Origin of the sequence: Comamonas sp. 23, assembly GCF_049601575.1 — a bacterium.
In the GTDB taxonomy this organism is placed as follows: Bacteria; Pseudomonadota; Gammaproteobacteria; order Burkholderiales; family Burkholderiaceae_C; genus Comamonas; species Comamonas squillarum.
The window spans coordinates 1,366,655-1,384,857 of sequence record NZ_CP187127.1 but is presented as its reverse complement, the minus strand read 5'-3'; the positions used below and the strand labels follow the sequence as shown (position 1 = coordinate 1,384,857).

General features: G+C 64.6%; 15 protein-coding genes. 9 read left to right on the top strand and 6 right to left on the bottom strand.

Translation table 11 applies throughout. The annotated features are described in order from the left end of the window. Nucleotides 1-50: 50 nt before the first annotated feature. The gene (locus ACPEE1_RS06195; protein ID WP_409935187.1) at nucleotides 51-2,459 is read right to left on the bottom strand and encodes a DNA translocase FtsK; all 2,409 of its coding nucleotides are present in this window, start codon (nucleotides 2,457-2,459) and stop codon (nucleotides 51-53) included. A 515-nt stretch (nucleotides 2,460-2,974) separates the two neighbouring features. On the opposite strand from ACPEE1_RS06195, the gene trxB reads away from it, so the two are divergent. From trxB to rpmG, 3 genes are all read left to right on the top strand, one after another. After that, complete coding sequence (gene trxB, locus ACPEE1_RS06190; protein ID WP_021026860.1) at nucleotides 2,975-3,928, top strand: thioredoxin-disulfide reductase; 954 nt, start codon at nucleotides 2,975-2,977, stop codon at nucleotides 3,926-3,928. A 270-nt stretch (nucleotides 3,929-4,198) separates the two neighbouring features. Then, nucleotides 4,199-4,432, top strand: coding sequence for a 50S ribosomal protein L28 (rpmB, locus tag ACPEE1_RS06185; protein ID WP_021026859.1), 234 nt, complete (start codon nucleotides 4,199-4,201; stop codon nucleotides 4,430-4,432). An 11-nt stretch (nucleotides 4,433-4,443) separates the two neighbouring features. Continuing rightward, nucleotides 4,444-4,614 carry a 50S ribosomal protein L33 gene (gene rpmG / locus ACPEE1_RS06180; protein ID WP_021026858.1) on the top strand — a complete coding sequence of 57 codons (171 nt, stop codon included), beginning with the start codon at nucleotides 4,444-4,446 and terminating at the stop codon, nucleotides 4,612-4,614. A gap of 118 nt (nucleotides 4,615-4,732) precedes the next feature. Here the strand turns inward: rpmG and ACPEE1_RS06175 are convergent, their stop codons facing one another. Continuing rightward, complete coding sequence (locus tag ACPEE1_RS06175) at nucleotides 4,733-6,268, bottom strand: PLP-dependent aminotransferase family protein (protein WP_423935563.1); 1,536 nt, start codon at nucleotides 6,266-6,268, stop codon at nucleotides 4,733-4,735. A 258-nt stretch (nucleotides 6,269-6,526) separates the two neighbouring features. Between ACPEE1_RS06175 and ACPEE1_RS06170 the strand changes: the two genes are divergently transcribed. After that, a complete protein-coding gene (locus ACPEE1_RS06170; RefSeq protein ID WP_423935561.1) occupies nucleotides 6,527-6,907 on the top strand; it encodes a hypothetical protein in 381 nt (126 codons plus the stop codon). A 64-nt stretch (nucleotides 6,908-6,971) separates the two neighbouring features. Here ACPEE1_RS06170 and ACPEE1_RS06165 read toward each other — a convergent pair whose 3' ends face one another. Together ACPEE1_RS06165 and ACPEE1_RS06160 are read right to left on the bottom strand one after the other, a co-directional pair. Continuing rightward, on the bottom strand, nucleotides 6,972-8,243 hold the full coding sequence (locus tag ACPEE1_RS06165) for an RsmB/NOP family class I SAM-dependent RNA methyltransferase (RefSeq protein WP_423935559.1): 1,272 nt from the start codon (nucleotides 8,241-8,243) through the stop codon (nucleotides 6,972-6,974). A 45-nt stretch (nucleotides 8,244-8,288) separates the two neighbouring features. After that, on the bottom strand, nucleotides 8,289-10,253 hold the full coding sequence (locus ACPEE1_RS06160; protein ID WP_182343285.1) for a M48 family metallopeptidase: 1,965 nt from the start codon (nucleotides 10,251-10,253) through the stop codon (nucleotides 8,289-8,291). Between the two features lie 125 nt (nucleotides 10,254-10,378). On the opposite strand from ACPEE1_RS06160, the gene ACPEE1_RS06155 reads away from it, so the two are divergent. Continuing rightward, nucleotides 10,379-10,624, top strand: a complete 246-nt coding sequence (locus tag ACPEE1_RS06155) for a DUF1653 domain-containing protein (RefSeq protein ID WP_116927002.1) — start codon at nucleotides 10,379-10,381, stop codon at nucleotides 10,622-10,624. A 16-nt stretch (nucleotides 10,625-10,640) separates the two neighbouring features. Here the strand turns inward: ACPEE1_RS06155 and purN are convergent, their stop codons facing one another. Next, entirely contained in the window at nucleotides 10,641-11,222 is a 582-nt protein-coding gene (purN, locus tag ACPEE1_RS06150; RefSeq protein ID WP_116927003.1) for a phosphoribosylglycinamide formyltransferase, read from the bottom strand. A gap of 120 nt (nucleotides 11,223-11,342) precedes the next feature. Between purN and ACPEE1_RS06145 the strand changes: the two genes are divergently transcribed. Continuing rightward, a complete protein-coding gene (locus ACPEE1_RS06145) occupies nucleotides 11,343-12,662 on the top strand; it encodes a methyltransferase (protein ID WP_116927004.1) in 1,320 nt (439 codons plus the stop codon). Between the two features lie 84 nt (nucleotides 12,663-12,746). On the opposite strand, the gene ACPEE1_RS06140 is transcribed toward ACPEE1_RS06145, so the two are convergent. Then, nucleotides 12,747-13,304: an HNH endonuclease gene (locus ACPEE1_RS06140; RefSeq protein ID WP_027010515.1), complete on the bottom strand. Its 558-nt coding sequence runs from the start codon at nucleotides 13,302-13,304 to the stop codon at nucleotides 12,747-12,749. A gap of 202 nt (nucleotides 13,305-13,506) precedes the next feature. Here ACPEE1_RS06140 and ACPEE1_RS06135 point away from each other — a divergent pair, with 202 nt between their 5' ends. The 3 genes from ACPEE1_RS06135 (at nucleotide 13,507) to lspA (ending at nucleotide 18,070) form a co-directional block, all read left to right on the top strand. Continuing rightward, the gene (locus tag ACPEE1_RS06135; protein WP_116927005.1) at nucleotides 13,507-14,547 is read left to right on the top strand and encodes a bifunctional riboflavin kinase/FAD synthetase; all 1,041 of its coding nucleotides are present in this window, start codon (nucleotides 13,507-13,509) and stop codon (nucleotides 14,545-14,547) included. A gap of 149 nt (nucleotides 14,548-14,696) precedes the next feature. Further along, a complete protein-coding gene (ileS, locus tag ACPEE1_RS06130) occupies nucleotides 14,697-17,552 on the top strand; it encodes an isoleucine--tRNA ligase (protein WP_182343287.1) in 2,856 nt (951 codons plus the stop codon). Beyond that, nucleotides 17,552-18,070 carry a signal peptidase II gene (gene lspA, locus ACPEE1_RS06125; protein WP_116927007.1) on the top strand — a complete coding sequence of 173 codons (519 nt, stop codon included), beginning with the start codon at nucleotides 17,552-17,554 and terminating at the stop codon, nucleotides 18,068-18,070. The genes ileS and lspA overlap by 1 nt, the downstream gene beginning before the upstream one ends. The last annotated feature ends 133 nt before the right edge of the window (nucleotides 18,071-18,203 follow it).

Here is an 18,203-nt window from a genome sequence, read left to right as displayed (position 1 = left end):
GCTGTGGGCCGCCAAGGCGCTGGCTTTGCGAATGTTTACCCGCCGCTGCGCTATTCTTCACCGCCGGGACGGTGGGCCACCAGCACTTCGCGCTGGCCGCTGCCGGTCAAGGCGCTCACCAGGCCGGCGCGCTCCATCTCTTCGAGCAGGTTGGCCGAGCGGTTGTAGCCGATGCGCAGCTTGCGCTGCACGTAGGAGATGCTGGCCTTGCGGTCCTTGAGCACGATCTCGACCGCCTGGTCGTACATCGGGTCCTTCTCACCGCTGCCGCCGCCCTCTTCATCGCCAAAGCCGGAATCGCCCTCGCCGGTGCCGCCTTCGAGCACACCGTCGATATAGTCGGGCTCGCCCTGCTCCTTGAGGTAGCTGACGACGCGGTGCACTTCCTCATCAGACACAAAGGCGCCATGCACCCGCACCGGGAAGCCCGTGCCGCTCGCCATGTAGAGCATGTCACCCATGCCCAGCAGCGCCTCGGCGCCCATCTGGTCCAAGATAGTGCGGCTGTCGATCTTGGAGCCCACCGAGAACGCGATCCGCGAAGGGATATTGGCCTTGATGAGGCCAGTGATCACATCGACGCTGGGGCGCTGAGTGGCCAGGATCAGGTGGATACCAGCAGCGCGCGCCTTTTGCGCCAAGCGTGCAATCAGCTCTTCGATCTTCTTGCCGACAACCATCATCAGGTCGGCCAGCTCGTCGATCACCACGACGATATGCGGCAGGCGCTGCAGGGGCTCGGGGGATTCGGGCGTCAGGCTGAAGGGGTTGGGAATGCTCTCCTCGCGCGCCTTGGCCTCGTCGATCTTGGTGTTGTAGCCCGCCAGGTTGCGCACCCCCAGCTTGCTCATCAGCTTGTAGCGGCGCTCCATCTCAGCCACGCACCAGTTCAGGCCGTTGGCCGCCTGCTTCATGTCGGTGACCACCGGGCACAGCAGGTGCGGAATGCCTTCGTAGACCGACATTTCCAGCATCTTGGGGTCGATCATCATCAGCCGCACATCCTTGGCTTCGGCCTTGTAGAGCACGGACAAGATCATCGCATTGATACCCACCGACTTGCCCGAGCCGGTGGTACCGGCCACCAGCACATGGGGCATCTTGGCCAGGTCGGCCACCACGGGCTTGCCGATGATGTCCTTGCCCAGACCCATGGTCAGCAGGCTCTTGGCGTCGTGGTACTCGTGTGAGCCCAGGATTTCGGTCAGCCGAATGGTCTGGCGCTTGGCATTGGGCAGCTCCAGCGCCATATAGGTCTTGCCGGGGATGGTCTCGACCACGCGGATCGACACCAGCGACAGCGAACGGGCCAGGTCCTTGGCTAGGTTGACGATCTGAGAGCCCTTGACGCCGGTGGCCGGCTCGATCTCGTAGCGGGTGATCACCGGGCCGGGTGCGGCCTCGACCACGCGCACCTCGACGCCAAAGTCCTTGAGCTTTTTCTCGATCAGGCGGCTGGTCATCTCCAGGGTTTCGTAGGAGACGCTCTCCTGCGTCTTGGGCGCCGCATCGAGCAGGTCCACCTGGGGCAGGCGCGTGTCACGCAGCTCGTTGAACAGCGGCTTTTGCCGCTCCTTGACCACGCGGGCGCTGGGCTGCGCCTGGGGCTTGAGCGGCTGGGCGATATGCAGGCCCGAATCGACCGCTGCGCTGCGCGGCGCAGCGGGCAGCATGCTGTCCAGGCCATCACCGGTTGGATCCAGGCGTGAGGCCATCGGCACAGGGGCTGCACTGCTGACCTCGGCCTCACGCGCCAGCGCTGCCTTCTTGCCCACGGCCTTGTCGGCAGCGGCTTCGCGGCGCAGCATCAGCTTTTGCAAAGTACGCTCGATCCCGGCGCCGACCTTCTCGGCGATCTGGCCCCAGGAGAAGCCCAGAATCCAGGAAAGGCCCAGCAGCAGCAGCATCACGCCGACAATGCCCGAGCCGGTAAAGCCCATCCAACGCTCGGCCATCGGGCCGAGCAAAAAGCCCAGCACACCGCCGGCAGCGCCGGGCAGGCTGGCCTCAAAACGGTAGAGGCGCGACCATTCCAGCGCAGCGCTGGCCAGCAGCAGCACCACCAGCCCCCCCCAGAACACCATGCGGCGCAGCCACAGCGGGCGCGGATCGTTGGGTGGCGCCTCACCGGCGCGCAGCCAGCGCGCCAGCGACGAGAACCAGGCCAGCACGGCGGCCACCACCAGCCACCAGACGGAAAAACCCACCATGAAATAGCCGCCGTCAGACACCATCGCGCCCAGGCGACCCATCCAGTTGCTGACATGGCCAGCCATCTGCGTGCCCGAGGTGGACCAGGCCGGGTCCTTGGGCGAGTAGCTGACCATGGCCGCCACGCAAAACGCCATCAGCACAAAACTGACGATGAGCACCAGCTCGTGCCCAAAACGGCGAACCCCCATCACCAGCGAATGGCCGGTCTGGGGTGCTGTCTTTGATTTCTTTGATGAGTAAGCCATAACCTAGGAGCCAGAGCTTACCCTAAGCGGATTGCAAATTCGATAGCAGGCCAGGCGCCTGGGGCCGGGTGATGCCTTGGTGCGACGCGGTGCTTCAGGCAAAGTGCGGGCGGCCCTGCCGCACAGAGCGGGCCGCCAAGGCCCCGACAGGCGCTGGCCATCAGCACAAATACCCAATAAAAACATAAGTCTGATGCACGAAAAGCATGGCTAGCTACCGGTGCTAGGCCCCTGTCACCTGGCAATACGCAACATTTTGTAATCTACCTATCTTCCTACAATCCCACCCCTTGCGCCAGCACGCCGCAACGATTGTTGTCATTGGCGCGCAAATGCAGCGCCGGGCGTCCTCAGGTGCTGTGATGGCTTGCGACAATCAAGGACATTGACACAAGCCATCCACAGAGGGTGGCCAGTGTTTGATACTCTTTCATGTTTTGCTGAGCGCCATGCGCCAGCCTGCTCACTGATTCGCGGCTGCCCCGCAGCTGCCCCCTGAATGCGATAGGAGTTCTATGTCTGCCATCCACCAACATGCCAAAGTTCTGATCCTGGGCTCGGGCCCTGCGGGCTATACCGCCGCCATCTATGCGGCGCGTGCCAACCTCGATCCCGTCTTGATCACCGGCATGGCCCAGGGCGGTCAGCTGACGACCACCACCGAAGTGGACAACTGGCCCGCCGATGTGATGGGCGTGCAAGGCCCGGCGTTGATGCAGCGTTTTTTGGAGCATGCCGAGCGTTTCAAGACCCAGATCATCTTTGACCACATCAACCAGGTCGACTTCAGCAAGCGCCCCTTCACCTTGAAGGGCGACAGCGGCACCTACACCTGCGACAGCCTGATCATCGCCACCGGCGCATCGGCCAAGTACCTGGGCCTGCCCACCGAAGAGGCCTTCATGGGCCGTGGCGTGTCGGCCTGCGCGACCTGTGACGGATTCTTCTACCGCGAGCAGCCCGTCTGCGTGATCGGCGGCGGCAACACCGCCGTGGAAGAAGCGCTCTACCTGTCCAACATCGCCAGCAAGGTGACGCTGGTGCACCGCCGCGACAAGTTCAAGGCCGAGCCCATCCTGGTCGACAAGCTGATGGAGAAAGTCCAGGAAGGCAAGATCGAGCTCAAGACCCATTTCACGCTCGATGAAGTGCTGGGCGACCAATCGGGCGTCAACGGCATCCGCATCAAGAGCACGCAAGACGGCCACACCGAGGACATCGCGCTGCAAGGCTGCTTTATCGCCATTGGCCACCACCCCAATACCGACATCTTCCAAGGCCAGCTGGAGATGGAAAACGGCTACCTGGTGACCCAGATGGGCCGTGGCGGTTTTGCCACACAAACCAGCGTGCCCGGCATCTTCGCGGCTGGCGACGTGCAAGACCATGTCTACCGCCAGGCCATTACCAGCGCGGGCACGGGCTGCATGGCTGCGCTAGATGCCCAGCGCTTTCTGGAACAGGAATAAGCCCGCAAGCCAGGGGCATAGCCCGAATTTTGCTTTCAGGCTATAATCCTTGGCTTTGCTGCTTGCCGCCTTTTGCTAATTCGCAATCTTCGGCGCGTGAACAGGAAACTACGGCAGGTTTGCCAGCGGTCTTGCACCACTGAGCCGACCCGGCTGTGAACATGGGCTACCGCCACCCTTTGATTGGCGAGGTGAGGCTGCAAGCCGCGCCGCGCTGCTTTTAACGAGGCGGACAGGGCAAGCAGCTGTTAAAACTTTCGGAGTGTCCTGATGGCACGCGTTTGCGAAGTAACGGGCAAGAAGCCCATGGTGGGAAACAACGTTTCCCACGCCAACAACAAAACCAAGCGCCGGTTCCTGCCGAACCTGCAATATCGCCGTTTCTGGGTGGAAACTGAAAACCGCTGGGTTCGCCTGCGTGTTTCCAGCGCCGCTCTGCGTCTGATCGACAAGAACGGTATTGATTCTGTGCTCGCAGACCTGCGCGCACGTGGCCAAGCTTAAGGAGTATCACCATGGCATCCAAAGGCGGACGCGAAAAAATCAAGCTGGAATCGACAGCCGGCACCGGTCACTTCTACACGACCACCAAGAACAAGAAGACAATGCCTGAAAAGATGTTGATCACGAAGTTCGATCCCAAGGCTCGCAAGCATGTGGATTACAAGGAAGTGAAGCTGAAGTAATCAGCCTGTACGCCGCCATTGACTTGGTGGCATGCAAACACCACAAAGGACACCTCGGTGTCCTTTGTGTTTTTTTGCGTCCGGTTTTTCTAGGCAGCACGCCCACGGCGCCTCGGCATCAAGCCCTGGGCGGCAGCCCCAGCTGCGCATGCATCATGCGCCCCAGGCTGCGGTAGGCCTCGTCCACTGCGTCGGTAAACGGCATGCCGCAGCTCAGCCGCAGAAAGTGGTCGTAATGGCCAGTGTTGCTGAACATGTCGCCAGGCGCCACGCGGATGCCCACGGCCAGCGCCTCGTCGTACAGGCGGCTGGACGAGATTTGCTCGGGCAGCTCCAGCCAGATGCTCAGGCCGCCCGCGGGCAGGCTTAGGCGCGTGCCAATCGGAAAATAGCGCGCCACCGCCTGCGCCGCGGCCTGGCGCTGCACGCGCAGCTGCTGGCGCAGGCGCACCAGGTGCCGCATGTACGACGGTGACCCCACCGTGCGTGCGCCCAGCAGCTGGGGCCAGACCGGCAGGTTGCGCGAGCGTGCAAACTTGATCATCTGCACCCGCTCCTGCCAGCGCCCGGCATTCATCCAGCCCAGGCGCAGGCCCGGCGCATAGCTTTTGGACAGCGAGGAGCAATAGATCACCGAGCCATCGGTGTCCCAGGCCTTACAGGGCTTGAGCACCTCGTCGGATTCGACAAATTCGCGGTAGATATCGTCCTCGATCAGCGCGACCCGGTACTCGCGGCACAGGGCCACCAGGCGCCGCTTGTGGCTGTCAGGCATGGTGGCGCCCTGGGGCATCTGCAGATGGGGCACGACCACAACGGCCTTGAGGTTGGGGTGGGTGCGCAAGGCCAGCTCCAGCGCCTCGATCGACATGCCCGTGTGCGGGCTCGACGGGATCTCCAGCGCCTGCAGCTTCTTGGCCTCGATCGCCTGCAGGATGCCGTAGAAGGTGGGCGACTCAATCGCCACCATATCGCCCGACTGGGTCAGCGCATCGAGCGCCAGGTTCACCGCCTCGGAATTGCCAAAGGTGGCCGCAATGTCCATCGGCGCCAGGCGCACGCCAAAGCCCAGCGCGTAGCGCGCCATCGAGGCCTGAAAATCCGGATGGGTGAAAGGCGCCGAAGGGCCATGGACCAGGATCTGGGGCTGCTCGCGCAGCAAGGCCACGGCCAGCTGATTGAGCAGTTTGGCATCGAACAGCTCGGGCGCGGGCATGGCGCTGCCCAGGTCTACCTTGAGCGGCCCTTTGAGGCGCGCCTTGTTCAGGTACTCGGCCGCGCGCTCGCCAATGCCTTCAAAGCGGTGGTCCTGCATCGGAAAAGGGCCCAGCTGCAGCGGCTCGCGCGCGGCGGGCATCTGCAAAGCCCTGTCGCTGACAAAGTAGCCCACACGCGGCCGCGCCTCGATCAACCCGCGCGACTCCAGCACGCGCAGCACCTGCAGCGCCGTGCTGTGGCTGACATGGTGCTGGCGCCGGATATCGCGTACCGAGGGCATGCGCGCCCCCACACCCAGGGTCTGCTGGGCAATCGCCTGCTCAAAATGCGCGGCGATGCGCTCGTACAAAAACGCATCGTCGGCGGGCGGGCTGCCTGCCGCGTCTACGGAATGGCTCTCGGGGATGTCACACAGACTCTCATCTAACAGCGGCACAGCAGGACTCCTGGTTCCGGGAACCTGTCCATCACCCTTGTGCGCCACCGCAGTGGCCAGGGCCAGGTTCCCATTCGCAGCGCTATGGTCTCAGGTTCAACCCTGACAGAACAGATACAGAAACTGCGATTTTGAACCAGAACAGACCCTTTGTGCTTGCGCTGTTCTGCCCGACCCTGGTGCGGACTGTGTCTGTTGTGTTGCAGCGCGTTTTTTTACGCTAGAGCCCTGTTCTGCCACGCTCAGGAAAGCGCAAAAATGACCACCAGCACCACCGCCCTCCTCGCCTCCGCCCTGCCAGGCAGCGCCGCCTCCCAGGTCCAGACCAGCGCCCCCGCGCAGCCAGGCATCCACAGCAGCAGCCTGGCCTTGCGTGCAGGCCAGGGCCAATGGTTGTATCTGGAGGCGGGCAGCAGCCTGTACTGCCACGCCGGGCAGCTGCAGATCAGCTCGCCCTGGCACAGCGCGCTGCGCCTGGTGGCCGAAGACGCCCCGCACTGCAATGGCGCCCATGCGGGCTGGTACTGGCTGCAAGCACAAGGCGTGCAGCCCGCCCAATTGCTGGTGCAGGTGCAGGCCTATGCGGGCTGGCGCGCCGGTTGGCGCAGTGTGGCCGACTGGCTGGGCTGGAAAGGCTGACAGCTGAGGCAGCCTGCCAAGGCGCAATCGCCTTGGTGGCCTATGCCTTATTGGACTGACTGCCTTACTTGCGCTGCCAGACGGCGGCAAAGAAGCCGTCGGTCTGGTGCAGGTGGGGCCACAGGCGCAGGTAGAGGCTGCCGCTGTCGCCGCCGCTGCACAGGCTGGCGGCGTGCTCGACCTTCAGGCCTGCCAGCAGCTCGCCGGCATCCATCGGCACAAAGTCCGGGTGGGCGGCGGCAAAGGCCTCGGCAATCGCCTCGTTCTCTGCGGGAAGGATGCTGCAGGTGGCATAGACCAGGCGGCCGCCGGACTTCACCATGCGGGCACTGCTGGCCAGAATGGCGGTTTGCTTGGCCGTCAGCTCTTCAATGGCCTTGGGGCTTTGGCGCCATTTCAGATCGGGATTGCGGCGCAAGGTGCCCAGGCCCGAGCAGGGGGCATCGACCAGCACGCGGTCCATCTTGCCGGCCAGGCGTTTGACCCGCTCATCGCGCTCATGCGCAATCGCAGCCGGGTGCACATTCGACAGGCCCGAGCGGGCCAGGCGCGGCTTGAGCGCCTCCAGGCGGTGGGCCGACACATCAAAGGCGTAGAGGCGGCCGGTGCTGCGCATGGTCGCGCCAATGGCCAGGGTCTTGCCGCCGGCGCCGGCACAAAAATCGGTCACCATCTCGCCGCGCTTGGCGTCCAGCAGCAGGGCCAGCAGCTGCGAGCCCTCGTCCTGCACCTCGACCCGGCCTTTGACAAAGGCCTCCAGGCGCGAGAGCGCAGGCTTGTCGGCCACGCGCAGGCCCCAGGGCGAATAAGGGGTGGGCTCGGCCTTGATGCCCGCTTCCTTGAGTTCTTTTTGCAGCTCGCTGCGCTTGGTCAGCAGCGCATTGGCGCGCAGATCCAGCGGGGCCGTCTCCAGCATGCTGGCGGCCAGCTGCTCGAACTGCTCACCCACCTGGGCCTGCAGCGGCTCGACCAGCCACTCGGGCAGGTTGTGGCGGTGCTGGGGCATGAGGCTGGCCGGCGCAATCGCGTCGCAGTCGTCGAGCCATTGCACTTCCTGGTCGCTGAGCGCGCTTTTGACAAAGCTGCGCGGGCCGGCAAAGCCGAGGATGGCCAGGCGGCGCTCGCGCGCGCCGCTGCCCGAGCGGGCCAGCGATTCAAATAACGTTTTCTTGCGCAGCACGGTGTACACCGTCTCGGCCAGCGTGCCACGCTCGCGCGGGCCCAGGTTGCGGTGTTCACGGAAATAACGCGACACCACGGCGTCTGCCGGGTGTTCAAAGGTGAGGGCCTGCGCGACCAGCTCGGCGCAGGCATCTAAAAGGGCTTTGGGGTGCATAGCCGCTATTGTCCCATTGCGCCAGTATCCGGGCGCCAGGCCCGGCTAACCGGTGAGCGGCGCTGTGCCGCTGCTGGGCGCGCCACCGGGCTGCTCGGTGCGGTCATAGACCAGCCCCCAGGGCATGGCCGCCAGCTGGCGCAGCGCGGTGGGGCCCAGCTCCTCGACATGCGTGATCCATAGCGGCACTAGCTTGCACAGCAGCAGCTCGCGCTCCAAGTAGCCGCGCCACTGCAGCTCCAGACGCTTGTTGTCCTGGTAGTGCACGCCGGGCCGGTCGAGCACCAGCACCAGCGCATAGGCCCCCGGCAAGCTGCGCAGCGGCCGCGCCAGCAACCAGGCACGGCGCAAGCGCGGGCAGTGCTGCAGATGCAGCTGCAGTGCCGCGAGCTCCGAGGCCCACAGCGGATGCGGCAGCGCGGTGCAGGCGCGCGCGCCCAGCAGGCTGCCCTGCGCCAGGCGCTCATCGCGCAGCGCCTGCAGCTGCGTGCGGGCCAGCGCCTCGCGTGCGCGCCAGTCGCTGCGCAGCTGGCGTACCGAGGCCTCGTCAAAGTCCTCGTCTTCCAGCACATCGAGCACGCCCGAAGCCAGCTGGCACCAGGCCGCACCCATGGCCGGCAGCTGCGCAAAAGCCTGCGCCAGGTACTGCAGCTGCGCCTCCCAGTCCATGCCCATGTGCAGGCTGGCGCAGGCGGCCAGCGCACGGGCATTGCCCGGCTCCAGCTCCAGCGCGCGCTGGTAGATCGGCAAGGGGGCATCCTGGTGCTGCAAGGCGGTGCTTTGCAGCTGCCAGCCCAGCTCCACCAGCTGGTCGGCATCCAGGTAAGGCTCGCGCGGCATCAGCGCGGCCACGCGTGCGGCCGAGGCGCTCAGGATCTGGCGGTAGGCCACCCAGTCATGGCCATGGCGCACACACCAGCGCTGGTCGAGCAGCTCGATCCAGCGCTCCGAGCGCTTGCCCAGCCAGGCCAGGCAGTTGCTGCTGGACATGGGCGTGAGGCCCGGGGGCACATCCAGGCCCCGCAGGCGCTCGCGCAGGCTGGGGGGCGTGTCCTGGTAGCTGGCGGGCGCATGGTATTCCTGCTTCCAGCCCTGGTAGACCCAGTTGACATCCATGCTGTGGTTCATCACCCCGGCCATCAGGCTGAAGGGCCCGATCGGCGAGGCCAGCTCTCGCGCGCGCAACCAGTGCATGGTCCAGAACTGTTCGCGGAACCAGCGCCCGCGCACCGCCACCTCGGACAACGCCTCGCCCATCAGCGGCTTGCTGACCCAGCGGGCCGCCATGCGGTCGGCAACGGCCTCGTCCTGCCGCGCCACCACAAAGCTGGCCGCCCACCAGCGCGGCAAATACCAGCGCATGAAGCGCTCATTGGCCCAGCCCAGGTGCGTCATCTGGCGCGCATCGGCGAGGCGCTCATGCAGCCCCTGCAGGCGGCGGCGGGCGCGGTAGACCGCAGCCTGCAGCCAGCCCTGGCGGCGGCGCAGATGGCTGTATTCCTGCGCAATCAGGGCCACCAGGCGCGGCCGGTCAATCGCCATCGCCAGCGGCAGGCCCAGCAGCAGGTGGTAGCGCGCCGGCAGCAAGCCGCCCAGCCGCATCTGCTGCGCAATGCGCAGGCCATAGTCTTCGGTGATCACCAGCTGGGAGATACGGGGGCCGCGCACCTTCTGGCGCACGCGCTCGAGCGCCTCAAAGAGGCGCGGGCATTCAGCAGCGGGCACGGCGATGCCCTCGGGCGCGACCCAGTCGGAGCGCGTCAACCGCAATACGCTCAGCAGCAGTGCCAAGCCGGCAAACAGCCCAAAGATCTGCAATCCATGGAATCCAAGGTAGACAAAGGACAGCACTGACCAGGCCAGCAAGACCAGGCCCAGCAGCAGACCGCCCCAGATCCACAGCCCCGCTAGCAGCAGCATGCCAAAGACATGGCGGCGGAAGACCGCCGGCTCTGATGCAGCGGCGCGCGTATAGGCATCGACCCGCTGCACAAAATCTATCTGCTCCACCCCACCCTCCGAACAGGTTCTGGCCGCGCAGCGCTGGTACCTGGCGCGCACGGGCCATGTCGGCATGTGCAGGCGGGCGCATCTGCTAGGCTTGGTTATTTTTTCAGATTATGGAACAGCACCCGATGCCAGCACCAGCTATTTCGCCCGGACTCTACCGCCACTACAAAGGCCGGCTCTACCAGGTCTGGCAGCTGGCCCGGCACAGCGAGACACGCGAGTGGCTGGTGGTCTACCAAGCGCTGTATGGCGATTACGGCTGGTGGGTGCGGCCAGCGGCCATGTTCAGCGAAGAGGTCGAACTAGGCGGCCAGCGCCAGCCCCGGTTTGCGGCTTATACGCCACAGACCGAGACGCCTGACCAGGTGTGACCGCGTTGCGCAGCGCTCAGCGCGCCTGCAACAGCGCGCGCACCGCCTTGGGGTAGATCTGGTGCTCTTGCACCAGCACGCGCGCGGCCAGCAGCTCGGCCGTGTCGCCCGGCAGCACGGGCACCAGGCCCTGCTCCAGGATGGGGCCGGCATCCAGATCGGCGGTCACCTGGTGCACCGAGCAGCCGGCAAACTTGCAACCCGCATCGATCGCGCGCTGGTGGGTGTGCAGCCCGGCAAAGGCTGGTAGCAGCGAGGGGTGGATGTTGATGAGCCGGCCGCTGTAATGCGCAACAAAACCGGGGGTCAGAATGCGCATGAAACCGGCCAGTACCACCAGCGAAGGGGCATGGGCATCGATGCACTGCATCAGCGCTGCGTCAAAGCTCTCGCGGCTGTCATAGGCCTGGTGGTCTACCACGGCAGTGGCAATGCCCTGCTGCTGGGCAAACTGCAGGCCGCCGGCCTGCGCCTTGTTGCTGACCACCGCCGCCACCCTCGCCCCCAGGGTCTCCTGCCAGCGCTCTTGCTGCGCGGTTCGCACGATGGCTGCCATATTGGAGCCGCTGCCGGAGATCAGGATGACGATGTTTTTCATGGAGGCGGCATTATCGCAGGGCGGCGAACGTCCCGAAACACGCCGCGGCCTCAAATGGCGGATAATCAAAGGCTTTACTGAATTCACAGCCACGTTTACGGGCTCGCCCGCAGTTACTCCATGAGCGCAAAAGCACCTGTCGATCCGATTCGCAAATTCCTCGAAACCGCCCGCCACCAGATTTCTGTGGGCAACCTCACGGGTGCAGCCCAAACCCTTAACGACGCACGCCAGCGTGCGCCACGCGATGCACGCCTTTTTGTGCTCGCCAGTTTGATGGCAGAGAAATCGGGCAACCTCCAAGGTGCCTTTGATGCAATGCAGCGCAGTGTGACCTTGGCTCCCGACTGGGCGCCTGGCCTGCTGGAGCAAGCGCTGCTGTATGCACGCCATAACCGCGAGCACGAGGCCATGGCAGCGGCAGAGAAGGTCATTGCGCTGGAGCCCAACAATGCCCAGGTGATTGCCGGCGTCGTCGACATTGCACACCGCATTGGCAATACCGAGATGGCCATCCGCCACCTGCGACGCGCACTGCAGCTGATTCCTGGTGACCGCACCTTGCGCCGCCATCTGGCGGTTGACCTGGGCACCGTGCGCCAGTACGACGATGCGCTGGCCGTGTTTGGCCCGCTGATCGACGAAGATCCGAAAGACCACCTGGCCCGTATCGGCCGGGTGCAGATGCTGCAAGCGCGTGGCACCATGCAGGACGCCCTGCCCGATACCACGGCACTGCTGGCGCTGCAGCCCGATGACAAGATCTACCAGTACTACCACCAGTTGGCCCAGGGCCAGGTGCCCGCGCATGTGCCGGTCGAGCTGACCACCCACATGTTCGATGGCATGGCCTCGGTCTATGACATGCATATGGTGCGCCATCTGGCCTATAGCCTGCCCAAGCAGGTGGCCGACCAGCTGTTGCAGATCTTCCCGGACCGCCGCTTCAACCTGCTGGACCTGGGCTGCGGCACCGGCCTGCTGGGTGCGACGCTGGGCGCGATCGACGGCTACATCCTGGGTGTGGACATGTCGGCCAAGATGCTCGAGCAAGCGGCCAAGCACAAGGTCTACTACAAGTTCCACCAGGTCAACCTGCTCGAAGCGCTGGCGGCCACCCCGGCCAACACCTTCGAGGCCATCACCGCGCTGGATGTGCTGATCTATGTCGGCGACCTGCAGCAAACCCTGGCCGATGCCTACCGCGTGCTGACCCCCGGCGGCGTGCTGATCTTTTCGTGTGAGCACGGTGATGTCACCGGCCCGGACAGCCAGCTGCAGCCCTTTGGCCGTTACACCCACACCTTGAGCAGCACCGTGCGCCTGGCCAAGGCTGCCGGCTTTGACCGTGTCGACACGCGCGATGTGGAGCTGCGCATGGAAGCGGGCCAGGCCGTCGATGGCTTTGTGGTCACCGCCTACAAGCCCAAGGAGGCCTGATAGCCCACCGCTCTGAGAGTCCGCCAAAGGAAAAGGCCTTGTCTTGCGGCAAGGCCTTTTTGCTGGGGGTGGCGAAGACAGCACTCAAGCCGTCAGACGTGAGCTCTTGGGCACATGGGCCATCAAGAACTCCATCTGGTCGGTCAGGATGCGGCGGTTGCGCAGGATGAAGTCTTCCCAGAGGCTGGGGGTGTAGGGCGCATAGAGCAGCGGCATATGCGCCTGCTCGGGCGTGCGGCCGGCCTTGTGGTGGTTGCAGGAGGCGCAGGCCGTCACCACATTCATCCAGGTATCGGGCCCCTTTTGGGACACCGGAATGACGTGTTCACGGGTCAGGTGTTCTTCGTCAAAATGCTCGCCGCAGTAAGCGCAGATATGGCGGTCACGGCCAAACAGCTTGCTGTTGGTGAGCGTCATGCGCATCGCAAAGGGGTCGATACCAGGCTTGCCACGGGTGCCGATGATGCTGGCCACCTCGATGCGTGACTGCAGGCCGGTGATGGCGTTATGCCCGCCGCGGAAGCAGGCCACACTCGAGCCCGCCTCCCAGCGCACATCACCTGCTGCGTAGTGCGTCACCGCCTCCTGCAACGTGATCCAGGATTGCGGAACGCCACTTGCCGATAACTTCAACACCTTCACAATGGGCCTCCTGCGCATTGGGAATTGAACCGAAATACCGTTGACCCGCGCGGCGCCTGGCCACGAAAAATGCCGCGACCCACGCACATGCTGCACGCAGACCCGGGCACCAAGTCATAATGGTCAATATACACTTTTATTGTGAAATTGCACACCAGCGCGCGGCTCGAAAGCGCAAGCCGCTACAAAAAACAAAGCAAAGATGAAAATCTTCAGAGGACTTGACCACCCCGAGGTCACCCGGCACTGCGCCCTGACCATTGGCAATTTTGATGGGGTGCACCGGGGCCACCAGGCCATGCTGGCGCTGCTGCGCAGCGAAGCGCAGCGCCGGGGTCTGGCCAGCTGCGCGCTCACCTTCGAGCCCCACCCGCGCGACTACTTTGCCCAAGTGCTGAACAAGCCCGACCTGGCGCCCGCCCGCATCTCCACCTTGCGCGATAAGCTCGACCAGCTCGCCCAATGCGGCATTGACCAGGCGATTGTGCTGCCCTTCAATGCGCGGCTGGCTGCGCAGGCCCCGCAGGCCTTTATCGGCGATGTGCTGCTCAAGGGGCTGGGCACCGGCTACCTGCTGGTGGGCGATGATTTCCGCTTTGGCCACCAGCGCGCGGGCGACTACGCGATGCTGGTCGAGGCCGGCCGCAAACAGGGCTTTGATGTGGCGCGCATGAACAGCTACGAGTCCGATGGCCTGCGCGTGTCCAGCACGGCAGTGCGCCAGGCGCTGGGCCAGGGCGAGATGACGGCGGCGGCCAAGCTGCTGGGCTACCCCTATGCGATATCGGGCCATGTGGTGCACGGCCGCAAGCTGGGCCGGCAACTAGCCGAAAGCCGCGCGGGCGCGGGCGACGGTTTTCGCACCTTGAACCTGCGCTTTGACCATTGGAAACCCGCTGCCAGCGGTATCTTTGTGGTGCTGGTGCACGGCCTGTCGGCCCAGCCGCTGCCCGGCGTCGCCAACCTGGGCGTGCGCCCCTCGCTAGACCCCAACGATGTCAACGGCGGCCGCGTGCTGCTGGAGACGCATTGCCTGCAATGGCCCGCGGAACTGGGTGGAGACGGGGCATACGGTAAAATCATCCGAGTGGAACTTCTACACAAACTGCACGACGAGCTTAAATACGACAGTCTGGACGCCCTGACCACAGGGATTGCCAAGGACTGCGCGGATGCCCGTGCCTTCTTCCATACGGCGAGCCACGCCGAAACCCGTCGCCAGACCACGCGCGACCGAATTTGACGCTGACTTGACTGCGCCGTGCCGCGCAGAAGTCCGCACTCGCCTGCACCACGTGCACGTCAGACAACGCTTCTGCGCTATACATTTTTCCACTGACCGGCATGATCACCCCGCCCGGATCAGGACCATGTTTTGCTTTGAAGGTATTTATGTCCGACAAATCGTCCCCCGCAGAAAAGGCCTCTGCGTACCGCGCCACCTTGAACATGCCCGACACCCCGTTTCCGATGCGCGGCGATCTGCCCAAGCGCGAGCCCGGCTGGGTCAAGGACTGGGAGGACCAAGGCATCTACAAGCGCCTGCGGGATGCGCGCAGCGGTGCGCCCAAGTTCATCCTGCACGACGGCCCGCCCTACGCCAACGGCAAGATCCACATCGGCCACGCCGTCAACAAGATCCTGAAGGACATGATCGTCAAGAGCCGCCAACTGGAAGGCTATGACGCGCTGTACGCGCCAGGCTGGGACTGCCACGGCCTGCCGATCGAGAACGCGATCGAAAAGCTCCATGGCCGCAATCTGCCCCGTGACGAGATGCAGGCCAAGAGCCGCGCGTTTGCGACCGAGCAGATCGGCCAGCAGATGGCGGATTTCAAGCGCCTGGGCGTGCTGGGCGACTGGGACCACCCCTACAAGACCATGAACTATGCCAATGAGGCGGGCGAGCTGCGCGCACTCAAGAAGGTCATGGAGCGGGGCTTTGTCTACCGGGGCCTCAAGCCCGTCTACTGGTGCTTTGACTGCGCCTCGTCGCTGGCCGAGTTCGAGATCGAATACGCCGACAAGCAAAGCCAGACGCTGGATGTGATGTTCCCGGCGGCCGACCCGGCCCGGCTGGCAGCCGCCTTTGGCCTGGCCAAGCTGGACAAGGAGGCCTTCATCGTCATCTGGACGACCACGGCCTGGACCATCCCGGCCAACCAGGCCCTGAACGTCAACCCCGATCTGGAATACAGCCTGGTCGATACCGAGCGCGGCCTGCTGATCCTGGCCAGCGCGCTGGTCGACAAGTGCATGGAGCGCTGGGGCATCGAAGGCCAGGTGATCGCATCGGCCCCCGGCAAGATGCTGGACCACATGCCCTTCAAGCACCCGCTGGCCCATGTGGACAAGGGCTATGACCGCATCTCGCCCGTCTACCTGGCCGACTATGCCACGGCCGACGACGGTACCGGTATCGTGCACTCGGCGCCCGCCTACGGCCTGGATGACTTCAACTCCTGCGTGAACAACGGCATGGACTACAAGGACATCCTCAACCCAGTGCAGGGCAATGGTGTCTATGAGCCCGAGCTGCCGCTGTTCGGTGGCCAGCACATCTGGAAGGCTGTGCCCGTCATCCTGGACGCGCTCAAGGTTGCCGGCCGCCTGATGGACACCAAGACCATCACCCACAGCTACCCGCATTGCTGGCGCCACAAGACGCCGGTGATCTACCGCGCCGCCGCCCAGTGGTTCATCCGCATGGACGAAGGCGAAGGCGTGTTCACCGACCCGGCCCAAAAGCCCGCACAGACCTTGCGCCAGATCGCGCTGGACGCCATCGAGCACACCAGCTTCTACCCGGAAAACGGCCAGGAACGCCTGCGCGCGATGATCGCCGGGCGCCCCGACTGGTGCATCTCGCGCCAGCGCAGCTGGGGTGTGCCCATCCCCTTCTTCCTGCATGTGGACACCGGCGCGCTGCACCCGCGCACGATGGAGATCCTCGACCAGGCCGTCGAAATCGTTGCCAAGGGCGGCATCGAGGCCTGGAGCCGCGTGACCGGTGAAGAGATCCTGGGCGCCGACGAAGCCAAGCTCTACACCAAGAGCACCGACATCCTCGAAGTCTGGTTCGACTCGGGCTCGACCTTCTGGCATGTGCTGCGCGGCACCCACGCCGAGCACCACCATGACAGCGGCCCCGAGGCCGACCTGTACCTGGAAGGCCATGACCAGCACCGCGGCTGGTTCCACAGCTCCTTGCTGCTGGCCTCGGCCATCTTTGGCCGCGCGCCTTACAAGGGCCTGCTCACCCACGGTTTCACTGTTGACGGCCAGGGCAAGAAGATGTCCAAGTCGGTCGGCAACACCGTGGCACCGCAGGATGTGAGCAACAAGATGGGCGCCGAGATCATCCGCCTGTGGGTGGCCTCGACCGACTACTCGGGTGACCTGGGTATAGACGACAAGATCCTCGCCCGCGTGGTCGATGCCTACCGCCGCATCCGCAACACCTTGCGCTTCCTGATGGCCAACATCAGCGACTTCGACGCCGCCAAGGATGCGGTGGCCTACGAGGACATGCTGGAGATCGATCGCTGGGCGCTGGCCCGCTCGGCGCAGTTCCAGGCCGAGCTGCTGGCACACTACAAGGTCTATGAGTTCCACCCGGTGGTGGCCAAGCTGCAGCTGTTCTGCTCCGAGGATCTGGGCGGCTTCTACCTGGATGTCCTCAAGGACCGCCTCTACACCAGCGCCGAAGGCAGCCTGGCGCGCCGCTCGGCCCAGACCGCGCTGCACCAGATCACCCAGGCCATGCTGCGCTGGATGGCGCCCTTCCTGTCCTTCACCGCCGAAGAGGCCTGGAAAATCGTCGGCAGCAGCGAGACCATCTTCCTGGAGACCTTCTGCGACCTGCCCGCCGGCGACGAAGCCCTGCTGGCCAAGTGGGCGCGCATCCGCGAGATCCGCGATGTGGTCAACAAGGACATCGAAACCCTGCGTGCCGATGGCAAGGTGGGCGCATCGCTGCAGGCCGAAGTGGCCATCAGCGCCCAGCCCGAAGACCTGGCGCTGCTGCAGACCCTGGCCGACGACCTGAAGTTTGTGCTGATCACGTCGGCCGCCACGGTGGCCGCCGGTGATGCGCTGAGCGTGGCCGTCAACCCATCGGACAAGGCCAAGTGCGAGCGCTGCTGGCACTACCGCGACGATGTGGGCCAGAACCCGGCCCACCCCACCCTGTGCGGCCGCTGCGACAGCAACCTCCATGGCGCGGGTGAAACCCGCCTGATGGCCTGATGAACGCCGCCGCCACCCCTGCTGTGGGCAGCGCCGGCAAAGGCCGGTTTGTGCTGTGGCTGGTGATTGCTGCGGTGATTTTCTGGCTGGACCAGTGGAGCAAGGAATGGATCCTGGCCCACTACCAGCTGGGCGACTACACCACGATCACTGGCTTTTTCAACATCGTGCGGGCGCACAACCCTGGCGCGGCCTTCTCGTTCCTGGCCAGCGCCGGCGGCTGGCAGCGCTGGCTGTTCACCGGCATTGGGGTGGTGGTGACGGCCGTCATCGTCTGGCAGCTCTACCGCCACAGCCACAAGGCCCTGTTTTGCCTGGCGCTCAGTTGCATCATGGGCGGAGCCATCGGCAATGTGGTCGACCGCATGCGCCACGGCTATGTGGTTGACATGCTGGACTTCCACTGGATGGGCAGCCATTTCCCAGCCTTCAACCTGGCCGATTCGGCCATTTGCCTGGGCGCCTTCTTGCTGATTCTGGACGAGCTGCTGCGCATGCGCCGGGGCGAAAAGGGCTGATCAGGCTTTCCGCCGCATCTATAGTCAATACCCAGGCACCGCCCTCGCCATGCGACGGCGGTGTTTTTTATCGGGGGCCTACCCGCCTCCGCAACAGCCGCTGCCAGGCGCCCATCACCGCCTGGCCTGCATA